This window comes from Microbacterium sp. bgisy207 (assembly GCF_965345035.1).
Taxonomy (GTDB): Bacteria; Actinomycetota; Actinomycetes; order Actinomycetales; family Microbacteriaceae; genus Microbacterium.
Map to the genome: position 1 here is coordinate 13,546 of NZ_CBDRMG010000017.1, position 19,446 is coordinate 32,991.

Here is a 19,446-nt window from a genome sequence, read left to right on the forward strand (position 1 = left end):
CGGCATTCCGTTTCGTCTCGCTTCGCTCGCTCAACGATCCGGGGCCCTCAGCTCGCTCAACGACCATCGGGCCTTCGCTCGTTGAGCGAGGAGCGAAGCGACGAGTCGAAACGGCGCCCGCGGCGCCGGGGTCGACGCTCATCGCAGGAACGCCGCAGCCACCCCGGAGTCCACGGGGATGTGCAGGCCCGTCGTGCGCGACAGCTCGGGGCCCGTCAACACGAACACGGCGTCGGCGACGTTCTCGGGGACCACCTCGCGCCTCAGGATCGTGCGGTTCGCGTAGAACTGCCCGAGGTCCTCCTCCTTGACGCCGTAGGTCGCGGCGCGGTTCGCGCCCCAGCCCGACGCGAAGATGCCCGAGCCGCGCACGACGCCGTCGGGGTTGATGCCGTTGACCCGGATGCCGAACTCGCCGAGCTCGACAGCCAGCAGCCGCACCTGGTGGGCCTGGTCTGCCTTCGTCGCCGAGTAGGCGATGTTGTTGGGGCCGGCGAACACGGAGTTCTTCGACGAGATGTAGACGACGTCGCCGCCCATGCCCTGTGCGATCATCGCCGCCGCGGCCGCCTTCGAGACGAAGAACGAGCCCTTGGCCATGACGTCGTGCTGCAGGTCCCAGTCCTTCTCGGTGGTCTCGAGCAGGGGCTTGGACAGCGACAGTCCCGCGTTGTTGACGACGAGGTCGATGCCGCCGAACGCGAGCACGGTCGCATCGATCGCGGCCTGCACTGCTGCCTCATCGGCGACGTTCACGGCCACGCCGATGGCGACATCCGTGCCGCCGAGCTCGGCAGCGACGGCCTGCGCCTTCTCGAGATCCAGGTCGGCGACGACGACGCAGGCGCCCTCGGCGGCCAGGCGGGTCGCGATCGCCTTGCCGATGCCGGATGCCGCGCCGGTCACGAACGCGATGCGGCCCTGATGGGACTTCGGCTTCGGCATCCGCCTCAGCTTGGCCTCTTCGAGCGCCCAGTACTCGATGCGGAACTTCTCGGCATCCGAGATCGGGGTGTACGTGGAGACGGACTCGGCACCGCGCATGACGTTGATCGCGTTGACGTAGAACTCGCCGGCGACCCGTGCGGTCTGCGTGTTCGCGCCGAAGCTGAACATCCCGACACCCGGAACGAGCACGATGAGGGGGTCCGCGCCGCGGATGGCGGGACTGTTCTCGTCGGCGTGAGCGTCGTAGTAGGCCTGGTAGTCGGCGCGGTAGGCGGCGTGCAGTTCCTTCAGGCGCGCGAGTTGCTCGTCGACGGATGCTGTGGCCGGAAGGTCGAGCAGCATCGGCTTGACCTTCGTGCGCAGGAAGTGGTCGGGGCAGCTCGTACCGAGCGCCGCGAGGGCCGGAGCCTTCTCGGAGGCGAGGAACTCGAGCACGGCATCCGTGTCGGTGTAGTGGCCGACCATCGGCTTGTCGGTCGAGGCGAGCCCGCGGATCGTGGGCGCGAGCGCGGCGGCGCGTGCCCGGCGCTCGGTGTCGGGGAGCGCCTCGAAGCCGTCGCGAACCCCACCGAACGGGTCGGATTTCCCGTTCTTGTCGATGTAGTCGGTCGCCGTTTCGATGATCCATGTGGAGTTGGCTTCGGCCTCGGCCGAGGTATCGCCCCACGCCGTGATGCCGTGGCCGCCGAGGATGCAGCCGATGGCCGCCGGGTTCTGCGCCTTGATGGCGGCGATGTCCAGGCCCAGCTGGAACCCCGGCCGGCGCCACGGCACCCACACGACCTTCTCACCGAAGATCTCCCGGGTGAGGCGCTCGCCGTCGGCGGCCGTGGCGATCGCGATGCCGGCATCCGGATGCAGGTGGTCGACGTGCGCGGCATCCACGAGCGCGTGCATCGCGGTGTCGATCGACGGGGCAGCTCCCCCCTTGCCGTGCAGGCAAAAGTCGAACGCGGCGACCATCTCGTCCTCGCGCTCGACTCCCGGGTAGACGTCCACGAGCGCGCGCAGCCGGTCGAGGCGCAGGACCGCGAGGCCGTTCTCGGTGAGGGTGCCGAGGTCGCCCCCGGACCCCTTGACCCACAGCAGCTCGACGGGCTCGCCGGTGACCGGATCGGCATCCGTGCCCTTGGCCGACGTGTTCCCGCCCGCGTAGTTGGTCACTGTGGGGTCGGCGCCGAGGCGGTTGCTGCGCGCGAGGAGGTCGGCAACGGTCGGATTGGTCATTGGTGTGTCTTTCGTCAGAGGCGCGGGGTTCGGTCGTGGGTGCTTCGTTTGCCGCAGATGTCGCTGGCTGGGGGTCGGTTGCGGCGTGTTGCGGCAAGCGAACGGGGGAGCCGGGGCGGGCGGGCGTCGGTCGGTGGTCAGGCGCCCCAGCCGGCCTGGGTGCCGCCGACGCGGTCGGCGGCGATGCGGGCCTGGTAGCCGGATGCCGCGTACGCGGCCATCGGGTCGGCGGGAAGTCCCCGCGACTCGCGCCACTGCGCGAGCGCCGGGCGCACGTCGGTGTAGAAGGCGTCCATGAACACGGCGTTGGCGGCGAGCACGTCGTTGGCCTCCTGCGCGGCCGCGAGCGCCTCGCGGTCGACGAGCAGGGCGCGCGCCGTCATCTCCTGGACGTTGAGTACCGACCGGATCTGGCCGGGGATCTTGTCCTCGATGTTGTGGCACTGGTCGAGCATGAACGCGACGTCCGGGTTGTTCAGCCCGCCGCCGCGGATGACCTCGAACAGGATGCGGAACAGCTGGAACGGGTCGGCCGCGCCGACGATGAGATCGTCATCCGCATAGAAGCGCGAGTTGAAGTCGAACGAACCGAGCTTGCCGAGCCGCAACAGCTGCATGACGATGAACTCGATGTTGGTGCCGGGGGCGTGGTGACCGGTGTCGAGGCACACCATCGCCTTCTCGCCGAGCGCGGCGACCTGGGCGTAGGAGGTGCCCCAGTCGGGCACGTCGGTGTGGTAGAACGCCGGCTCGAAGAACTTGTACTCCAGGACCAGGCGCTGCTCGTCGCCCAGCCGCGCGTAGATCTGCTGCAGCGAATCCTGCAGGCGGTCCTGCCGCGCGCGCATGTCGTTCTGCCCGGGGTAATTCGAGCCCTCGGCCAGCCAGATCTTCAGATCGCGAGAGCCCGTCTCGTGCATGATGTCGATGCACTCGAGGTGGTGGTCGATGGCCTTCTGGCGGATGCGCTGGTCGTGGTGGGTCAGCGCCCCGAACTTGTAGTCCTCGTCCTGGAACGTGTTCGAGTTGACGGTTCCCAGTCGCACGCCGAGGTCCTCGGCGTGCCGACGCAGGGCGGCGTAGTCATCCACCCTGTCCCAGGGGATGTGCAGCGCCACGCTCGGCGCCAGGCCGGTGTACCGGTGCACCTGGGCGGCGTCGACGATCTTCTCGAACGGGTCGCGCGGCGTCCCGGGCGTACCGAACACCCGGAAGCGGGTCCCGGAGTTGCCGAACGCCCACGAGGGCAGCTCGATCGCCTGAGCCTCGAGGATCGAAAGGATGCGGGGGGCGAGCGCTGTCATCGCGGGGTGCTCCGAACTCGAGGCGAATGAATCGTTTCAAGAGTAGGACGGATGTATCGTTTCAGCAATGGGGAGGAGGCCACGAGCGTGGGTGCGAGCGTGAAGGATGTCGCGGCCGCCGCAGGAGTCTCGATCGGGACGGTCTCGAATGTCCTCAATCAGCCGGATCGGGTCTCCGCTGCGACGCTGACCCGCGTGCGCGCCGCGATCGAGGAGCTCGGGTACGTGCGCAACGATGCCGCTCGCCAGCTTCGCGCCGGCCGGAGCCTCAGTATCGGGTTCATCGCGCTGGACCTTGCGAACCCCTTCTTCGCCGCCGTGGCGAAGGGCGCGCAGGAGCGCGCCGCAGAGGAGGGGCTGTTCGTTCTCGCCGCGGCGAGCAATGACACCCCCGAGCGGGAGGTCGCGTACCTCGACCACTTCCGCGAGCAGCGCGTGGTCGGCGTGCTCGTCACACCGGCATCCGGTGACCCGGGCGCGCTGGCCAGGCTCGAAGCCGTCGGCGCGCCGATCGTGCTCGTCGACCGGGATGCGGGCGACGCCCGGCTGAGCTCGGTCTCGGTCGATGATGTGCACGGTGGGTATCTGGCGGTGTCCCATCTGCTCGGCACCGGGCGCAGGCGGGTGGTCTTCGTCGGGGGGCCGCCCACCCTTCCTCAGGTGATCGACCGGCTCGCGGGCGCGAGGCGGGCATCCGCCGAAGTGAACGGATCCGACCTCGAGTACATGGCGACCACGGAGCTCACGGTGATGGCGGGCCGCGAGGCCGCAGCGCGGATCCTCGAACGGGATCCCATCGAGCGACCGGATGCCGTGTTCTGTGCGAACGACCTCGTCGCCATCGGGATGCTTCAGGGGCTCTCGATCAGCGGTGGCGTTCGCGTCCCCGCCGATATCGCGCTGATCGGCTATGACGATATCGACTTCGCGGCCACGGCGATCGTGCCGCTGAGTTCCGTGCGACAGCCTGCCGTGCAGATCGGACGCGCCGCCGTCGAACTCCTGCGTGAGCAGGATGATGATCCCGCGCAGCCCAGGCGAGTGCGCTTCATGCCCGAGCTCGTCATCCGGGAGTCGAGTCGGCCGAGCCCGGCGGTGGTGACCTCCGGCGCTCACGAGCATCCTCGATCTGACCATCCTGATCCGGTTCACGATCGGGAAGGTGCGCGATGATCGACTCGCCGCACGGGTCACGGCGCCGGTCGGGGCGACGATCCACGCCTGGCAGACGGTGACCGTTCGGACACGGAATCGCCACGCCGGTCGGCGTGCCGCGTTTTCGGAGAATTCTCGGCATCAGCGCGCATTCTGTTGGCATGAGCGCGACCAACCCCAGAGACGAATATGAGGCGCTCGCTCACGCCGTCGATCGCCTCGTGCGCCGCATCCCCTGGGCCGACGAGGACACCGTGCGGTTGATGGTGGCCGAAGAGGTTGCGGCGCTTGCCAACGCGAGGCTGCGCACGTTCATCCCGGCGATGGTGGAGGCGCGGGTTCTGCGGAGGCTGCGGGCGCCGGGCCCTCTTCTCATCTCGGGGTGAGCCGCCACAGTTCGATCGCGCCGTGTGGCGGGGCGCGGCATCCGGAACCCGCACGGCGGCGCGACTGAACCCGACCTCATCCGCCGACAGGCGTGCCTGACGTCGGATGCGTCGCGGGGACGGCTCTGCCGCCGGAGCTCAGGAGATCGTGACGGCCGTGCCGTAGGCGCAGACCTCGACGCCGCCGCTGTCGCCGTAGTCGTTCGTCTCGAACCGGAAGGCGACCACGGCGTTGGCTCCCTTGGCCTCGGCTTCGGCCGACAGTCGGGACAGGGCCTCGATGCGGGTCTCGTGGAGCAGCTCGGTGATGCCCTTGAGCTCCCCACCGGCTAGCGCCTTGAAGGACGCGCCGATGTTCGCGCCGATGTGGCGTGAACGAACGGTGAGTCCGAAGACCTCGCCGTGGACGGCGGTGATGGTGTGACCGGGGACGTCGTTCGTGGTGACGATCAGCATGTCGTCAGTCTGCCAGGGCGAGTGTCGGCGAGGAAGAGGTCGCCGGGTCAGTGCTCGTCTCTGTCTGCCAGACGCAGCCGGAGGAACCGGTCCACCTCGTCGGCGGGAAGATCGATCCCGGCCTGGCACAGACGTTCCTGGAACACCTCGCGAAGCCGCCGCCGATCGGCGCGGGGCATGTCCGTGCGCGTCTGCACGAGAAGCCCCCACATCTCCTGTTCCACCGTCGCAACGTGCTGGGCCATCTTCGGGCGGCTCTGGGTGTGGGGGTCGGCCGCGTCGCGTGCGGCGGCATCCGGTCCGACGTCCCGGCGCAGCCGGCGATGAAGCGAGCGCTCAACGCGAGAGTCCTCGCGCTCGTCGTGCAGGTCGGGCAGCGGTGCATCGTCGGCGCGCTCTGCGTACGAGTCCTCGGACGGGGTCTCGACCTCGCCCGAGTCGCCGGGGCCACGCGTCCCGACTCCGGGGGCGTCGTTGCCCCAGGAACGGTCGGGGATCTCTTCCGTGTCGCCCGGTTCGATCTCCACCGCGTCCGCAGAGCCGGAATCGGCGCCGCGCCCGCCCGCCGGTACGGTCGCGGGGGCGGTAGAACGGGAGCCCCGGCGGCTGGGCGCAGTGTCCGCCGCGGCCGCATCGAGCGCGGCATCCGTCTCGTCGGTGCTGCGGCGGGACTCCACGGTCCTGTGCGTGGGGTTCGTCATGGCGAGCTCCTTCCGTGCGATCGGATGCTCAGCCTCTCTCTCCGCACGGTTTCCCGACACCCCGTTGACAGATCGCCGATTGCACGATCCTCCGGCTCCCTCAGCCGGCCGTGGAGAGCTCGGGTGCGGGCTGGTGCTGCGCGGTGGGCGCCGGCAGGGAGCGGGTCGACGTCACGCGGCGGTCGGTGAGTGCCACTTCGTGGGGATCGCCGACCAGCGTCGCCGCACCGGACGCCGCCCGGTCGGATGCCGTCCCCACCCACAGCTCGATCTCGCCCGGCTCGACGCGGCGAACCAGATCCGCTCCTGCGGCAGCGAACCGCCCGCTCGGCACGTCGAACGCGACGACCGCGCTCTGGCCGGGCTCAAGAGCCACCCGATGGAAACCGATCAGCTGTGCAACGGGCCGCGTCGTGGATCGGAACGGCGTCCGCGCGTAGAGCTGCACGACATCGGTCGCCGCGCGTGAGCCCGTATTGGTGACCGTCACGGTCGCATCGAGATGTCCGTCCGTGGTCACCGTGTCGGTGACCGTCAGGTCGGTGTAGCGGAAGCTCGTGTAGCTCAAGCCGAAGCCGAACGGGCGCAGCGGCGTACTGTCGGCCGTCGTGATCTCCGACGGTCCGCCCAGCAGCGGATGCAGATAGCTGTATGGCTGAGCTCCTGCCGAACGGGGCAGCGACACCGGGAGCCGGCCCGACGGCGAGACGTCTCCCGCGAGGATGCGCGCGAGTGCCCGGCCGCCTTCCTCCCCGGGGAAGAACGACTGAACGACGGCGCCGACGGCATCGGGACCGTCCAGCGCCCAGTCCAGGGCGTACGGCCTGCCGCTCAGCACGACGAGCACGACCGGAGTGCCGGTGGCCGCGATCGCCGCCACGAGCTCTCGCTGGACGCCGGGCAGGTCCAGACTCGATACGTCGTTGCCCTCACCGACGGTGCCGCGCCCGAACAGGCCGGCGCTGTCGCCGACCACGACGACGGCGACGTCGGCCTGGGCCGCCTCGTCGACCGCCGCCGCGAAACCGGAGCGGTCCTCGCCCTCCACGGCACACCCGGGGGAGAAGGTCACTTCGGCATCCGTGAATCGCTCGCGGATGGCGTCGAGGACGCTCGGCGCCTCGAATCCGAGGGGGGTGGCGGGGTGGTGGGCCAGGACGTGGTTCGCAAAGGAGTAGCACCCCATCAGCGCGGCATGGCTGTCGGCGTTGGGGCCGCTGACGGCCAGCCGCAGCCCGGGAGCAGCACCCAGCGGGAGCAGTGCATCGTTTCGCAGCAGGACCGCGGACTCCTCGGCGAGGCGCCGCGCCAGATCGCGGTGGGCCGGGGAATCGAGATCCACGGTCGTCGGCGGGGCGTCGAAGGTCTCATCGAGCAGACCGAGCTCCTCCTTCTGCGAGAGGACGCGCAGGACGGCCCGATCAACGAGCGCGGCGAGTTCCGGGTGCTCGGCGATGACCTCCCGCAGCGGGTCCGTGAACGCGTCCCCGGTCGGAAGCTCGACATCCACGCCGGCGCGCAGCGCGAGGACCGCGGCCTGGCCGCGGTCGGCGGCAACCTGATGCATCGTGTGCAGGAAGGCCACCGAGAAGTAGTCCGCGACGGTCACGCCGTCAAAGCCCCACCGCCGGCGCAGCACGTCCGTGAGGTACTCGGGCGTCGCGGCGGCCGGAATCCCGTCGATCTCGGCATAGGAGTTCATCACCGATCGGGCGCCGCCTTCGATGACGGCCATTTCGAAGGGGGGCAGGTACACATCCGCGATCTCTCGCGGGCCGGCGTGCACGGGGGCGTGATTGCGCCCGGCTTGCGACCCCGAGTAGCCGACGAAGTGCTTCAAGGTCGCGTGAACGCCCTGCGACTGAAGGCCACGCACATACGCCGTGCCCACGACGCCGACGACGTACGGGTCCTCCGAGATGCACTCGTCCACGCGACCCCACCGCGGATCCCGCACGACATCGAGCACCGGCGCCAGACCCTGGTGGATGCCGAGCTCGCGCATCGACTGGCCGATCAGCTGCGCCATCTCGCCCACCAGGTCGGGATCGAACGCGGCCCCCCAGGCCAGCGGCGTGGGAAACGTCGCCGCCTGCCACGCCGCCAACCCGGTCAAGCACTCTTCGTGGACGATCGCCGGGATACCCAGCCGCGAGCGCTCACGAAGGCGCTTCTGCTCGCTCCACAGCCACTGCGCCCGCTCGACCGGATCCACCGGACGTGTGCCGTATACGCGTGTGAGATGGCCGAGGCCATGGGCCGAGGCATCCGCGTAGACGGTTGACGTGGCCATCTCGCCCTGGAGCGGGGCCACGATGTCGTCGCCCTGGTCGACCCAGAATCCGACGAGTTGCGCGAGCTTCTCGTCGAGGGTCATCTCGGCGTGCAGCGATCGCACTCGATCGCTGACGGCGGGAGTCGGTTCATCGAACACGAGCAGAGTTTCCTTCGGTACGGGGGACACCGCGGGGGCATCCCGGGTGCGGTCAGCCCTTGACAGCTCCGGTGAGTCCGCCGACGATGCGGCGTTCGAAGAGGCTGAAGAACACGAGGGCCGGGATCATCGACAGCGACGTGAAGGCGAGCACCTTCGCCGTGTCCACCGAGTACTGCGACGCGAACGCCTGCACACCCAGCGGCAGTGTGAAGCTCGCCTCGTTGTTGAGGATGAACAGCGGCAGCATGTAGCTGTTCCAGCTGGCGATGAACGCGAGGATGCCGACAGTGATGACTCCGGGCATCGAGAGCGGGATCACCATGCGCCAGAAGAAGCCGAGTCTGCTGCATCCGTCGATGAACGCCGCTTCTTCGATCTCGCGCGGGAGCGCCTGCAGGAACGGCACCAGGATGATGATCGTTATCGGCAGTGCGAACGCGACCTGCGGGATGATGACGCCCACAAGCGAGTTCATCAGGCCGAGGTTGCGCACCAGGATGTAGAGCGGGGTGATCGCGACCGTCATGGGGAACATGAGTCCCGCCGCGAAGACGGCGTAGAGGACCCCGCGCATCCGGAACTGGTAGCGGGCGAGAACATACGCCGCCATGAGTCCGAGGGTGACGACGAACAGCGTGGTCGCGATCGCCGCGATCGACGAGTTGAGGACCTCGCGCCAGAACACCTCGCTCACGAGGACATCGACGTAGTTCTCGACGCGCCAGGTGGCAGGCAGGCCCGCCGGATCCTGCGTGATCTCGGAGTTGGTGCGGAAACCACCGATGATGATGTAGGCGACGGGAACCAGGATCACCACGACCAGCGCCCACGCGAGGAAGTAGATGAAGAAGTTCCCGGTGCGCTGACCTACCGTGCGGTGCGGTCGGCGCCTGCCGGTCTTTCCGCGAGGCACCGTGAGGGTTGCGGTAGCCATCAGTTCTTACCTCCCGTAACGGCGCCTTCGGTGTCGCGTCGCAGCACGAACCGCTGGTAGAGCAGGGCGACGGCCAGCGAAATGAGGAAGATGACCACGGCGACCGCGCTGCCGTAGCCGAAGCTTCCGGCGTTGCGCCCGGTGACGACCATGTATGTCGCCATCGTCGAGGTGCCGGCGGTGGACGCGACGTACTGTCCCCAGATGATGTAGACGAGGTCGAACAGCTGGAGCGATCCGATGATCGACAGGAACGCCCAGATGCGCAGCGTCGGCCCCAGCAGGGGCAACGTGATGCGCCGCTGGATCTGCCAGTACGAGGCGCCGTCGATCGCCGCTGCCTCGTAGAGTTCCTCGGGAATGCCCTGGAGTCCCGCGAGGAAGAGGATGACGGCGAACCCGATGTACTTCCAGGTGATGATCCCCATCAGCGTCCAGATCGCCAGGTCGGGGTTGGAGAGCCAGTCCTGGGCGAGCGCGCCGAGCCCGATCTTCTCGAGGAAGTCGTTGAGCGCACCGTTGGTGGCGAGCATCAGGCTCCAGCCGGTGCCCACGACGACCTCGGCGATGACGTACGGGACGAAGATGAGCACGCGGATGAGGGACTGACCCCGCATCCGGCGATTGAGCAGGAGCGCGAGCCCGATCGCAATCGGACCCTGGATCACCAGGGAGAGCACCACGATGATCGCGTTGTGCCACAGCGCGGCCTGGAAGGCCGGGTCGCTGAGGATGACGATGTAGTTGTTGAGGCCGACGAAATCGGTGGCGGGGCCGTAGCCGCTCCAGCTGAAGAAGCCGTAGTACGCGGCCATCACGACCGGGAAGATCACGAAGGCCAGGAAGACGATCAGGGCAGGGCCGACGAGGATGCCGATCTCGGCGCGGCTGCGCCACGACCCTCGCCGGCGTGGGCGCGGGGAGGGGGACGACGCCGAGGCGCCGTCCCCCTCTTCCGTGACGCTCACGACCGCATCCGTGACCGGATAGGTTCGTTCGCTAACGGACATGGTGGCCTATCAGCCTCGGGCTGCTGCGTCGTTGACGGCCTGGACGATGGCCTCGGGCGAACCGTTGCCAGCGAGAAGGTCGACGACCGCGACGTTGAGCGCGTTTCCGACGTTCTGGCCGTAGAGCGTGTCCAGCCACAGCACGACATACGGAGCCTCGCTGTAGGCCTCGAGCACGGACTGCAGCGCGGGCGTCGTGACCACGCCCTGTGCCTCGTTGCTGGCGGGCAGCGTCTGGAACGCCTCCGCGTACGCCTCCTGCTGGTCCTTGGTCGCCAGGAAGTTCAGGAAGTCGACACACTCCTCAGGGGCGTTCACCCAGCAGGAGTACCCGTCTGCGCCGCCCATCATGGCGCCGGGCGTGCCGTCGCCACCCTCGATCTCAGGGAAGGGGAACCAGCCGAGGTCGGGCAGGGGCTGCTCGTCCGGCGTGAGCGATGCGATGACGCCGGGGTTCTAGGCGCCCATGAGCTCCATGGCAGCCTGACGGTTCGCGAGCAGACCCGCGGACGATCCCGCGCCCTGCTGCGCGGGCGTCGTCAGGAAGCCGTCGTTGAAGGGCTCCGTGGCGATGAACTCCGCGAGGTCTTCACCCGCGCGCAGCCAGCACTCGTCGTCGAACGAGCGCGTCTGTGCTGCCTGTTCCATGGCCTCCTGCGAGCACTCGCGCAGAGCGAAGTTGTAGTACCAGTGGGCGGCGGGCCAGGCATCCTTCGCGCCGACGGCGATCGGCGTGATGCCGGCGGCCTTCAGGGTGTCGTTCACCTCGACGAGTTCGTCGATCGTGCCGGCGGGTTCGACCCCGGCCTCTTCGAAGAGGTTCTCGCTGTAGAAGATGCCCTCGGGCAGCACCGCCAGCGGCATGCCGAAGACCTTGCCGTCGATCGTGAAGGCGCTCAGCGACGAGGCCATCGCGGCCTCGGCCTCGGGGGAGATCTTTCCCGTCAGGTCCATCACCTGGCCGGCGTCGACGACATCGGCCAGCTTGCCGCCGCCGCGCGCCATGAAGACGTCAGGTGCGTCTCCGGCGTTCAGGGCGGTCTGCAGTTTGCCGTCCATGTCTTCGTTCTGAATGGACTGCACCTCGACGGTGACGTCGGGGTTCTCCGCCATGAAGGCAGCTGCCGCGTCCTCCCAGTACTGCATGCCGTCGCCGGTCGTCGAGTTCTGCCAGACGGTCAGTGTGACCGGTCCGTCTCCAGACTCGCCGCCGGAGCCGCTGCATCCGCTGAGCGCGAGAGCGCCGACGGCCAGAGCGGCCGACGCCGTGAGGACTTTGCTGTATCTCATGTGATTCTCACCTGTTCTCTTCGTTGAGGAGCGGCTCGCTCGTCGAGCCGCTGCTGCGTGGTCACGGACGTTCGCCGGGTGAGCTTCCCGGATCCCGCATCCCGTGGGGCGACGTGGGAACAGTGTCGCCACGCCACCGGAACCATGTCAAACGTTTTCGAAAACCTTTTCCAGATCCGGTAGGGTGACGATCCATGGCGAGACGTCCCACCATCACCGACATCGCTGCGGCAGCGGGGGTGTCGGTCGCGACCGTCTCCAAGGCGGTCAACGGCCGCTACGGCGTGGCCCCCGAGACGGTCGACAAGGTCATGCGTGTCGTCGCCCAGATGGGGTACGAGTCCAGCCTCGTGGCCAGCCGCATGCGGGGTGTGCGCACGGGCGTGGTCGGGGTGCTCGTCGCGGAGTTCGAGCCGTTCAGCGCCGAGGTGCTCAAGGGCGTGGGCGCTGCCGCGGAGTCTCTCGAACTGGATGTCCTCGCCTACAGCACGCCGCGGCGTGTGCACGGGGCGGGCTGGGAGAACACGTCGCTGGCACGCCTGGCCGGAAGCCTCATCGACGGCGCGATCATCGTCACCCCGACCGTGGAGGCGATCGTCGCGGACATCCCGGTCGTCGCGATCGACCCCCATGTCGGCCCCGGCGACGGAGTGCCCACGGTCGAAGCCGACAGCTTCGGGGGAGCGGTCTCGGCGGTCAAGTACCTGATCGAACTCGGCCATCGACGCATCGGGTTCGTGGCGGGCAGACCCGACCTGCGGTCATCTCGTGCCCGTGACGCCGGGTACCGGCGGGCGCTCGCCGACGCGGGCATCCCCTACAACCCCGAGGTCGTGCGGGTCGGGTTCTACGAACAGGATGCCGCGCGTACCGCGGCGCTGTCGCTCCTGGACTCGCCCCGGCGGCCGACGGCGGTCTTCGCAGCCAACGACCTCTCGGCGATCGGCATCATCGAGGTCGCGCGCGAGATCGGACTCGAGGTTCCTCGGGACCTGTCCGTGATCGGGTTCGACGACGTGCTCGAGGCCTCTCGGATGTCCCCGCCGTTGACGACGGTGCGTCAACCCATGCGGCGCCTGGGGGCCGCCGCGATGTCGCTGCTGACGACCTTCATGAACGGCGAGGAGCCGCCGGAGCGGCACGTCCGGCTGGCCACGCAGCTCATTCCGCGTGCAACGACCGCCCCACCCCGGTAGTCAGCGCAGCGGGAGCGCCACCAGGACGGTGATCCCGAGTGCCCCGACGAGGGTCACGAACATCGCCAGCGCGAGCAGGAGTGCGCCGTCGGGAACGAGGGTGTGATCGCGCACCGTGACCGTCGCGAACGAGACCTTCTCGTAGCGGCGGCGCGACCACTGCCACAGGACCGCGGAGAAGATGACCCCGAGGATGCCGGGGACGATCCACCAGCCGTTTCCGAGTGCCTCCGGCAGCAACCGCATCGCCACGACCGACCCGACCGCGATGCTCAGTCCGGTTCGTCGCCAGGCCAGCTCCGTCCGTTCTGGCTGAAGCCCTGGATCGAACAGTTCGCCGCTCACGAGATGATCGACTCAGACGAAGACGATGGCCAGCAGGATGAGGGCAGCCGAGACCGTCACCGCGATGCCCGCGACAGCCCCCAGGAGCGAGCCGGGGAGCGGGCTGTTCAGCCGCAGCGCGCGTTCGCTGCGCTCCCAGCCGAGCCACGCGAGCCCGGGGGTGAGCATCCCCGTGACGATCAGAACGAGGCTCGCCGCCAGTCGCAAACCCGGGTGCAGCGCCAACCCCAGGACTTCGAGGGCGACGCCGCCCGCGATCAGTGCCAGCGCCGTGCGAATCCATGCAAGGAACGTTCGCTCGTTGGCCAGTGTGAAGCGGACGTCCGGTTCCGTGCCGTGCCGGTATACGGACTGCGGGAACCGCGGACTCATCGTTCCTCCAGATCAGTGACGGATGACAACCCTAGCGCGCAGCCGCTCGCCGTGCCCGCCCGTCTGGTGGGCGACGCTATGCCGTCAGCGCGGCGCGCAGCTCGTCCATCGCCTCGACCCAGCCCGTGTCCCCGGCGTCCGCCCACTCCGCCGCGAGCTCGCTCCCTGCGCCGCCGGCTGCCGCGAGCGCTGCCAGGGCCAACGCGACAGTCTCTTCGCTCGGCCTGCCGGCTCGGCCGATGAAGGCTTCCACTTCTTCTGTGTACGCATCGCACTGAGTCGCGTGGCCCAGGCCGTGCGCAACGACCTCGGCCGCCGCAACGGCGATGATCGCCGTCTCCTGATCGATCTCCTCGAGATCCTCGAGGGCGTCGGTCAGTGCGTCGTCGATGAACGCCCAGTCCGATTCCTCTTCGAGTTCCCACGCCCAGTCGGCCGCGACGTCGTTGCCGAACGGCTCAACACTCCATGCACCCATGCCGATCACCGTATGTCCCGCGTGTGAACGGTTTCCCCTTGCCAGGTGGACCCGGCGTGACTCTCGCGGGAAGGCTCACCATGCGCACGGGCGCGTGTCTCCGGCGCTCGGCGCATTCCCTCGGGCGATCAGGCCCCTCCGGTCACGCGGACGCGTCCACGTCCGCGACCGGCAGCGTGATCTGCGCGCACGTTCCGATGGGGTCCGCGCGCGCCAGCTCGATCCTCCCATCCATCCCCGAGAGGAGTTCCTTGACGATCGCCAGCCCCAGGCCCGTCCCCGGAACGCCGCGGCGCGTGCTCGAGGGACTGCGGTAGAAGCGGTCGAAGATGTGGGCGAGGTCCTCCTCCGAAATACCCTCGCCCTGATCGGTGATCGTGACGACCACCTGGTGATCCGTGCGGTACGCGACGACGGCGATCGTGCCGCGATCGGGAGAGAACTTGATCGCGTTGGTCAGGATGTTGGTGAAGACGCGCGTGAGGTCGATTTCGCGACCGTGGACGGGAAGGTCGTCCTCGATCTCGGTGACCACCGTGAGTTCGCGGTGCCGGATGCTGTGCTTGGCGTCCTCGATGCTGCGCTGCAGGGCGAGGCCGGCATCCGTGACCGGGAGCGCATCGGTTGTCGCAGGGCCCCGGCTGAGCTTGGAGACGAGGAGGACGTCGTCGATGACCCCGCGCAGCCTGCTCGCGTTGCGGAGGATCACGTCGACCTGCTCGCGCACGGCCGGGTCCGCCGTCGTCTCGCTGAGTTCTTCCGCGAACCCGAGGATCGAGGTGATCGGGGTTCGAAGCTCGTGCGTGACGCTGGCCACGAAGTCGACCTTCTGCTGCGTGAGCGCTTGGAAGGTCCGACTCACCTGCCGCTCGCGCTCGAGCCGCCACTCCATCTCTCGCTCGGCCTCGCGGAGGGGCCGGAGGTCCTGGACCGACACGAGCAGTACCCGATTGAGCCCTGACCGGTTGACCGCGTCGATCGTGATCGTCGCCGGGGTGTTCCCGGGTGCGACATCCTCCCAGTCGACAGTCACCGACACGTCGTATGTCGCCTGCGCGAGCCAGGGGCGCAGGAGCGCGTCCGCGCGAAGCTGCCACCGGCCCGCATCCGTGCGCTCGAACTCGCTGCGCAGCATCACGACGGCTGCGGCATTGACTTCGAGCACGCTGTACTTGTCGGCTCCCTCCTCCTGGAGGATGACGAACCCGCTCTTGGACTGGCGGAACGCGTCATGGAGCAGATGTGAGATCGCCATCTGTTTGCTCTCCAGAGCGCGGCGATCGTTCTGCGAGGCCGAGATCGCGAGCGTCGTCGCCCCCAGGCAGATCGTGAAGAGCTGAAGCGCCGTCGCCGTCGGGATCTGCGACGCCAGCATCGGGTACACGCCGCCGCCCATGACGGTGAGCCCGGCAGCGGTGCCCACGACCGCCAGCAGTTGCACGGCGACGAAGAACATGGGTTCCGCCACGGCGGCCCAGGCGATGAGCGGCATCGCCAGAATCGGCACCGGGACCGGCGTGCCGGGAAAGAACGCGAGAGCCGTCGCGCCGAGCATCGCCACGGTCAGCATCGCACTGCGCCACCAGTGTGGAGACGGTGACCTCGGAATCGCGATGAGACCGAGGGGAGCGATGAGGACCATCGCTGAGAGGTGCGATGCGCCGATGGTCCAGAAGGCGTCCAGGAACGCACCGCCGGTGAACTCGCGCCCGATCCCGATGAGGGCAGCGACAAGTGCCGCCCCGCTGATCACCGCGACCGCGAAGCGCCCGACATCCATGAGGGTCGTCAGACGCGGGCGATCGGACTCACCCGAGACGGCGGTGCCGACAAGCCATGCTTCGGCAGCTGTGCCGATCCCGCCCAAGACCACGACCAGCAGGGGTCGGTCGGCGACCGCGGAGCCGAGGGCCGAGGCGAGCCCGACACCGATCGCCGTCATCCATCGCCACCGCACCGGGGATGCTGCCGCGGCGACCGCCCCCACAGCTGCCGAGGGCCACCACCAGGCAAGTCCCGTCGGCCCCGCCTGCTCGAGGGCGAAGACCACCGCGAGCAGACCGCTCAGGACGACGAGGCCTGCGACGGCGACTGTCCTCCATGCCGGTCGCGCCATGCGAATCGTTGCCGCAACGCTCGGCCGCGTCATCCCGATCCTTTCTGACGTCCCCACCCCTTCGCACTAGCATGGCTCAGGAGGCGCGCCTTTGGCAGATAACAGGCGGGCTTTCGTGGATCGGGAGGGTTGCGTGGCGAGGATCATCGTCATCGATGACGACGCGGACATCGTCCGTCTCGTTGCGATCCGACTCTCTCGCGTCGGACATGACGTGGCGGAGTACTACGACGGAACCGCGGGTCTGGATGCGATCCGATCCTCGCGCCCGGATCTTGCCGTGGTCGACTGGATGATGCCGGGTCTGGATGGAATCGGTGTTGCACAGGCGGTGCGCGCGGACCCGACCCTCGCTGACATGCCGTTACTGCTGCTCACCGCCCGGTCGGATCCTGCCGAACACGACTACGCCTGTGCCCAGGGTTTCTCGGCAGTTGTGACCAAGCCGTTCACCAAGACGGAACTGCTGAGCGCTGTGAACGCGCTCATCCCTCCGAACGAGCAGGACTCGACAGCTGAGTGAGCGGGTCTGCGAGCAGGCCCGCGAAAGCAGCCTCGGCGGCCCCGATCAGCAGCCGGTCATCGGCGAGCACGGCGGCGCGGATGTCGACGTCTTCGGCGTTCGCGGGCATCGACTGCGCGCGGACGAGGTCGGTGAGCTGGTCGGTCGCGCCCTCCATGAGCATCGCGAGGAACCCGCCGAGGACGATCGCCCGGGGGTTCAGGACGTTCACCGCGTTGGCCAGTGCTGTTGCGAGGATCCGTCGCTGCCTGTCGGTCTCGGCGGCGACGGCGGGGACGTCGGATGCCCTGAGCGCCGCCTCGAGTGTGGGGTCGTCCGCACTGCCGAGGCGGAGCGCCTGCAACAGCCGGGCGCGGCTCACCTCGTCTTCGAGGACGCCATCCGGAGCCTGCTGATCAGTCGTCGCCGCGATACCGGGCCGGTTCTGTCCGAACTCGCCGGCGTAGCCCGACACGCCACGGACCGGCATCCCATGGACGATGAGCCCACCACCGATGCCGCTGGCCCCGCCGTTGAGGTAGACGACGTGATCGAGCCCGCGCGCTGCGCCGTAGAGGTGTTCGGCGACCGCGCCGAGCGTCGCATCGTTGTCGACGGCGGTGGGCAGTCCCGTCGACTCGGCGATGAGCTCCCGGATCGGCGCGTCTTGCCATTGGAGGTGCGGGGCGGTGCGCACCAGTCCATCGCGGGCGCGCACGAGGCCCGGAACGGCGACGCCGACGCCGACAATGCGATTGTCGGCGAGCGCGGAGGTGCGCCATCGCTCGACGGTCTCGGCGACGAGGTGAGCGGTCTGGTCGGGAGAGACGAGTTCGGTGCGCTCGAGACGAACCCGGGCGGCGATCGACTGGTCGAGTCCTACGGCCCCGATCGTGACGGCATCCACCTCGGGGTTGACGGCGATCGCGACGATCCGCGGGTCGGCCGCGACGATCGGCGAGGGGCGACCGACGCGCCGGGAGGGATCGGGCGCTGTCTCGGTCACGAGCCCGGCCGTTGACAGTTCGGTGACCAGATCGGCGATGGTGGACCGGTTCAGCCCCGTCGCCAAGGTCAGCGCCGCGCGCGACCGAGGACCCTCGAGATGAACCAGTCCCAGGATGCGGGCTAGGTTTCGGGTCCTGACGTTGTCGTTTCCCGGCTCGATCATGCGTTCACTGTAGGGGATGGCGGCGGCATCCGTCGTGGTATAGGTTGTTGCTGACAACATTTCCATCCGCGTGCTGTGCAAAGGAGCGGTCATGCCCACGCCCACCCCCGCCGACAAGTTCTCATTCGGCCTCTGGACCATCGGCTACAACGGGGCTGACCCGTTCGGTGGCCCGACCCGGCCCGCACTCGACGTCGTCCACGCCGTCGAGAAACTCGCCGAACTCGGCGCCTACGGACTCACGTTCCACGACGACGACCTGTTCGCGTTCGGATCGACGGATGCCGAGCGCCAGACCCAGATCGACCGCCTCAAGAGCGCTCTGGCCGACACCGGTCTGATCGTGCCGATGGTGACCACGAACCTCTTCTCGGCTCCCGTCTTCAAGGACGGCGGTTTCACCTCCAACGACCGGCAGGTGCGCCGATTCGCGTTGCGCAAGGTTCTGCGCAACATCGACCTCGCCGCGGATCTCGGCGCGAAGACGTTCGTCATGTGGGGCGGACGCGAAGGCGCCGAATACGACGCCGCGAAAGACATCCGTGCCGCCCTCGAGCGCTACCGCGAGGCAGTCAACCTGCTCGGCGACTACGTCACCGACAAGGGCTACGACATCCGATTTGCGATCGAGCCCAAGCCCAACGAGCCCCGCGGCGACATCCTGCTGCCGACGGTCGGACACGCGCTCGCGTTCATCGAGTCCCTCGAACGGCCCGAACTCGTGGGTCTGAACCCCGAGGTCGGACACGAGCAGATGGCGGGCCTGAACTTCGCCGCAGGCATCGCGCAGGCGCTGTACCACGGCAAGCTCTACCATATCGATCTCAACGGCCAGCGCGGGATCAAGTACGACCAGGACCTCGTGTTCGGGCACGGCGACCTGCACAACGCCTTCGCCCTTGTCGACCTGCTCGAAAACGGTGGCCCGAACGGCGGACCGTCCTATGAGGGGCCGCGCCACTTCGACTACAAGCCCAGCCGGACCGAGGATGAGACCGGGGTCTGGGACTCGGCTGCCGCCAACATGCGCACGTACCTGCTGCTCAAGGAGCGGGCGCAGGCGTTCCGCGCCGACCCCGAGGTGCAGGAGGCGCTCGCGGCCGCCCGCGTGCCGGAGCTCTCGGTTCCGACGCTCGGCGAGGGCGAGTCGTACGACGACCTGCTCGCCGACCGCTCGGCCTTCGAGGACTTCGACCCGGCGCAGTACTTCGGCGCCAAGGGCTTCGGGTTCGTCCGCCTCCAGCAGCTGGCCACCGAGCACCTGATGGGCGCCCGGGGCTGACCACCGCCGCGGCGCGAACCCCGAACCGCAGCCGGCAGGGAGGTCCTCACGAGCGGAAGGACCCGGACGGCGGCCCTCGCCGTCCGGGTCCTTCGGTTCCGTTGTTGAGGAGGCGCCCGCACGGGGGAGGAACAGG

17 protein-coding genes and 1 pseudogene are annotated in these 19,446 nt (G+C 68.6%); 5 read left to right on the forward strand and 13 right to left on the reverse strand.

Annotated elements, in window-relative coordinates:
* Window positions 1-138: 138 nt before the first annotated feature.
* Both ACSGC5_RS13800 and rhaI read right to left on the reverse strand, forming a co-directional pair.
* Window positions 139-2,175 carry a bifunctional aldolase/short-chain dehydrogenase gene (locus tag ACSGC5_RS13800; RefSeq protein WP_434971178.1) on the reverse strand — a complete coding sequence of 679 codons (2,037 nt, stop codon included), beginning with the start codon at window positions 2,173-2,175 and terminating at the stop codon, window positions 139-141.
* Window positions 2,176-2,312: 137 nt separating this feature from the next.
* Window positions 2,313-3,479, reverse strand: a complete 1,167-nt coding sequence (gene rhaI, locus ACSGC5_RS13805) for an L-rhamnose isomerase (protein WP_434971179.1) — start codon at window positions 3,477-3,479, stop codon at window positions 2,313-2,315.
* Between the two features lie 51 nt (window positions 3,480-3,530).
* On the opposite strand from rhaI, the gene ACSGC5_RS13810 reads away from it, so the two are divergent.
* Both ACSGC5_RS13810 and ACSGC5_RS13815 read left to right on the forward strand, forming a co-directional pair.
* On the forward strand, window positions 3,531-4,652 hold the full coding sequence (locus ACSGC5_RS13810) for a LacI family DNA-binding transcriptional regulator (RefSeq protein ID WP_434971180.1): 1,122 nt from the start codon (window positions 3,531-3,533) through the stop codon (window positions 4,650-4,652).
* A gap of 143 nt (window positions 4,653-4,795) precedes the next feature.
* Window positions 4,796-5,020, forward strand: a complete 225-nt coding sequence (locus ACSGC5_RS13815; protein ID WP_434971181.1) for a three-helix bundle dimerization domain-containing protein — start codon at window positions 4,796-4,798, stop codon at window positions 5,018-5,020.
* A gap of 138 nt (window positions 5,021-5,158) precedes the next feature.
* Here ACSGC5_RS13815 and ACSGC5_RS13820 read toward each other — a convergent pair whose 3' ends face one another.
* The 6 genes and pseudogenes from ACSGC5_RS13820 to ACSGC5_RS13845 form a co-directional block, all read right to left on the reverse strand.
* Window positions 5,159-5,476, reverse strand: coding sequence for a YbjQ family protein (locus ACSGC5_RS13820; RefSeq protein WP_292709477.1), 318 nt, complete (start codon window positions 5,474-5,476; stop codon window positions 5,159-5,161).
* 47 nt (window positions 5,477-5,523) lie between these two features.
* The gene (locus ACSGC5_RS13825) at window positions 5,524-6,177 is read right to left on the reverse strand and encodes a hypothetical protein (RefSeq protein WP_434971182.1); all 654 of its coding nucleotides are present in this window, start codon (window positions 6,175-6,177) and stop codon (window positions 5,524-5,526) included.
* 100 nt (window positions 6,178-6,277) lie between these two features.
* Window positions 6,278-8,554, reverse strand: coding sequence for a beta-glucosidase (locus ACSGC5_RS13830; protein ID WP_434971212.1), 2,277 nt, complete (start codon window positions 8,552-8,554; stop codon window positions 6,278-6,280).
* A 109-nt stretch (window positions 8,555-8,663) separates the two neighbouring features.
* Window positions 8,664-9,548, reverse strand: coding sequence for a carbohydrate ABC transporter permease (locus ACSGC5_RS13835; protein WP_434971183.1), 885 nt, complete (start codon window positions 9,546-9,548; stop codon window positions 8,664-8,666).
* On the reverse strand, window positions 9,548-10,558 hold the full coding sequence (locus tag ACSGC5_RS13840) for a carbohydrate ABC transporter permease (protein ID WP_363497488.1): 1,011 nt from the start codon (window positions 10,556-10,558) through the stop codon (window positions 9,548-9,550). The genes ACSGC5_RS13835 and ACSGC5_RS13840 overlap by 1 nt, the downstream gene beginning before the upstream one ends.
* A 9-nt stretch (window positions 10,559-10,567) precedes the next feature.
* A pseudogene (locus ACSGC5_RS13845) lies at window positions 10,568-11,848 on the reverse strand (extracellular solute-binding protein).
* Window positions 11,849-12,042: 194 nt separating this feature from the next.
* Here ACSGC5_RS13845 and ACSGC5_RS13850 point away from each other — a divergent pair.
* Entirely contained in the window at window positions 12,043-13,044 is a 1,002-nt protein-coding gene (locus ACSGC5_RS13850; protein ID WP_434971184.1) for a LacI family DNA-binding transcriptional regulator, read from the forward strand.
* On the opposite strand, the gene ACSGC5_RS13855 is transcribed toward ACSGC5_RS13850, so the two are convergent.
* From ACSGC5_RS13855 to ACSGC5_RS13870, 4 genes are all read right to left on the reverse strand, one after another.
* Window positions 13,045-13,389 carry a DUF202 domain-containing protein gene (locus ACSGC5_RS13855; RefSeq protein WP_434971185.1) on the reverse strand — a complete coding sequence of 115 codons (345 nt, stop codon included), beginning with the start codon at window positions 13,387-13,389 and terminating at the stop codon, window positions 13,045-13,047.
* Between the two features lie 12 nt (window positions 13,390-13,401).
* A complete protein-coding gene (locus tag ACSGC5_RS13860) occupies window positions 13,402-13,761 on the reverse strand; it encodes a YidH family protein (RefSeq protein ID WP_434971186.1) in 360 nt (119 codons plus the stop codon).
* Between the two features lie 76 nt (window positions 13,762-13,837).
* Window positions 13,838-14,239: a DUF4259 domain-containing protein gene (locus ACSGC5_RS13865; protein ID WP_434971187.1), complete on the reverse strand. Its 402-nt coding sequence runs from the start codon at window positions 14,237-14,239 to the stop codon at window positions 13,838-13,840.
* A gap of 142 nt (window positions 14,240-14,381) precedes the next feature.
* On the reverse strand, window positions 14,382-16,388 hold the full coding sequence (locus ACSGC5_RS13870; RefSeq protein ID WP_434971188.1) for an ATP-binding protein: 2,007 nt from the start codon (window positions 16,386-16,388) through the stop codon (window positions 14,382-14,384).
* 100 nt (window positions 16,389-16,488) lie between these two features.
* On the opposite strand from ACSGC5_RS13870, the gene ACSGC5_RS13875 reads away from it, so the two are divergent.
* The gene (locus ACSGC5_RS13875) at window positions 16,489-16,878 is read left to right on the forward strand and encodes a response regulator transcription factor (RefSeq protein ID WP_434971189.1); all 390 of its coding nucleotides are present in this window, start codon (window positions 16,489-16,491) and stop codon (window positions 16,876-16,878) included.
* On the opposite strand, the gene ACSGC5_RS13880 is transcribed toward ACSGC5_RS13875, so the two are convergent.
* The gene (locus ACSGC5_RS13880; RefSeq protein ID WP_434971190.1) at window positions 16,841-18,028 is read right to left on the reverse strand and encodes an ROK family protein; all 1,188 of its coding nucleotides are present in this window, start codon (window positions 18,026-18,028) and stop codon (window positions 16,841-16,843) included. The genes ACSGC5_RS13875 and ACSGC5_RS13880 overlap by 38 nt on opposite strands.
* 91 nt (window positions 18,029-18,119) lie before the next feature.
* On the opposite strand from ACSGC5_RS13880, the gene xylA reads away from it, so the two are divergent.
* Window positions 18,120-19,310, forward strand: coding sequence for a xylose isomerase (xylA, locus tag ACSGC5_RS13885; protein ID WP_434971191.1), 1,191 nt, complete (start codon window positions 18,120-18,122; stop codon window positions 19,308-19,310).
* The last annotated feature ends 136 nt before the right edge of the window (window positions 19,311-19,446 follow it).

What these genes read in the sequence shown, in the direction of transcription:
- ACSGC5_RS13800 (WP_434971178.1), bottom strand. Translation starts at nt 2,175, where the DNA reads ATGACCAATCCGACCGTTGCCGACCTCCTCGCGCGCAGCAACCGCCTC.
- rhaI (WP_434971179.1), bottom strand. Translation starts at nt 3,479, where the DNA reads ATGACAGCGCTCGCCCCCCGCATCCTTTCGATCCTCGAGGCTCAGGCG.
- ACSGC5_RS13810 (WP_434971180.1), top strand. Translation starts at nt 3,531, where the DNA reads ATGTATCGTTTCAGCAATGGGGAGGAGGCCACGAGCGTGGGTGCGAGC.
- ACSGC5_RS13815 (WP_434971181.1), top strand. Translation starts at nt 4,796, where the DNA reads ATGAGCGCGACCAACCCCAGAGACGAATATGAGGCGCTCGCTCACGCC.
- ACSGC5_RS13820 (WP_292709477.1), bottom strand. Translation starts at nt 5,476, where the DNA reads ATGCTGATCGTCACCACGAACGACGTCCCCGGTCACACCATCACCGCC.
- ACSGC5_RS13825 (WP_434971182.1), bottom strand. Translation starts at nt 6,177, where the DNA reads ATGACGAACCCCACGCACAGGACCGTGGAGTCCCGCCGCAGCACCGAC.
- ACSGC5_RS13830 (WP_434971212.1), bottom strand. Translation starts at nt 8,554, where the DNA reads ATGACCCTCGACGAGAAGCTCGCGCAACTCGTCGGATTCTGGGTCGAC.
- ACSGC5_RS13835 (WP_434971183.1), bottom strand. Translation starts at nt 9,548, where the DNA reads ATGGCTACCGCAACCCTCACGGTGCCTCGCGGAAAGACCGGCAGGCGC.
- ACSGC5_RS13840 (WP_363497488.1), bottom strand. Translation starts at nt 10,558, where the DNA reads ATGTCCGTTAGCGAACGAACCTATCCGGTCACGGATGCGGTCGTGAGC.
- ACSGC5_RS13850 (WP_434971184.1), top strand. Translation starts at nt 12,043, where the DNA reads ATGGCGAGACGTCCCACCATCACCGACATCGCTGCGGCAGCGGGGGTG.
- ACSGC5_RS13860 (WP_434971186.1), bottom strand. Translation starts at nt 13,761, where the DNA reads ATGAGTCCGCGGTTCCCGCAGTCCGTATACCGGCACGGCACGGAACCG.
- ACSGC5_RS13865 (WP_434971187.1), bottom strand. Translation starts at nt 14,239, where the DNA reads ATGGGTGCATGGAGTGTTGAGCCGTTCGGCAACGACGTCGCGGCCGAC.
- ACSGC5_RS13870 (WP_434971188.1), bottom strand. Translation starts at nt 16,388, where the DNA reads ATGACGCGGCCGAGCGTTGCGGCAACGATTCGCATGGCGCGACCGGCA.
- ACSGC5_RS13880 (WP_434971190.1), bottom strand. Translation starts at nt 18,028, where the DNA reads ATGATCGAGCCGGGAAACGACAACGTCAGGACCCGAAACCTAGCCCGC.
- xylA (WP_434971191.1), top strand. Translation starts at nt 18,120, where the DNA reads ATGCCCACGCCCACCCCCGCCGACAAGTTCTCATTCGGCCTCTGGACC.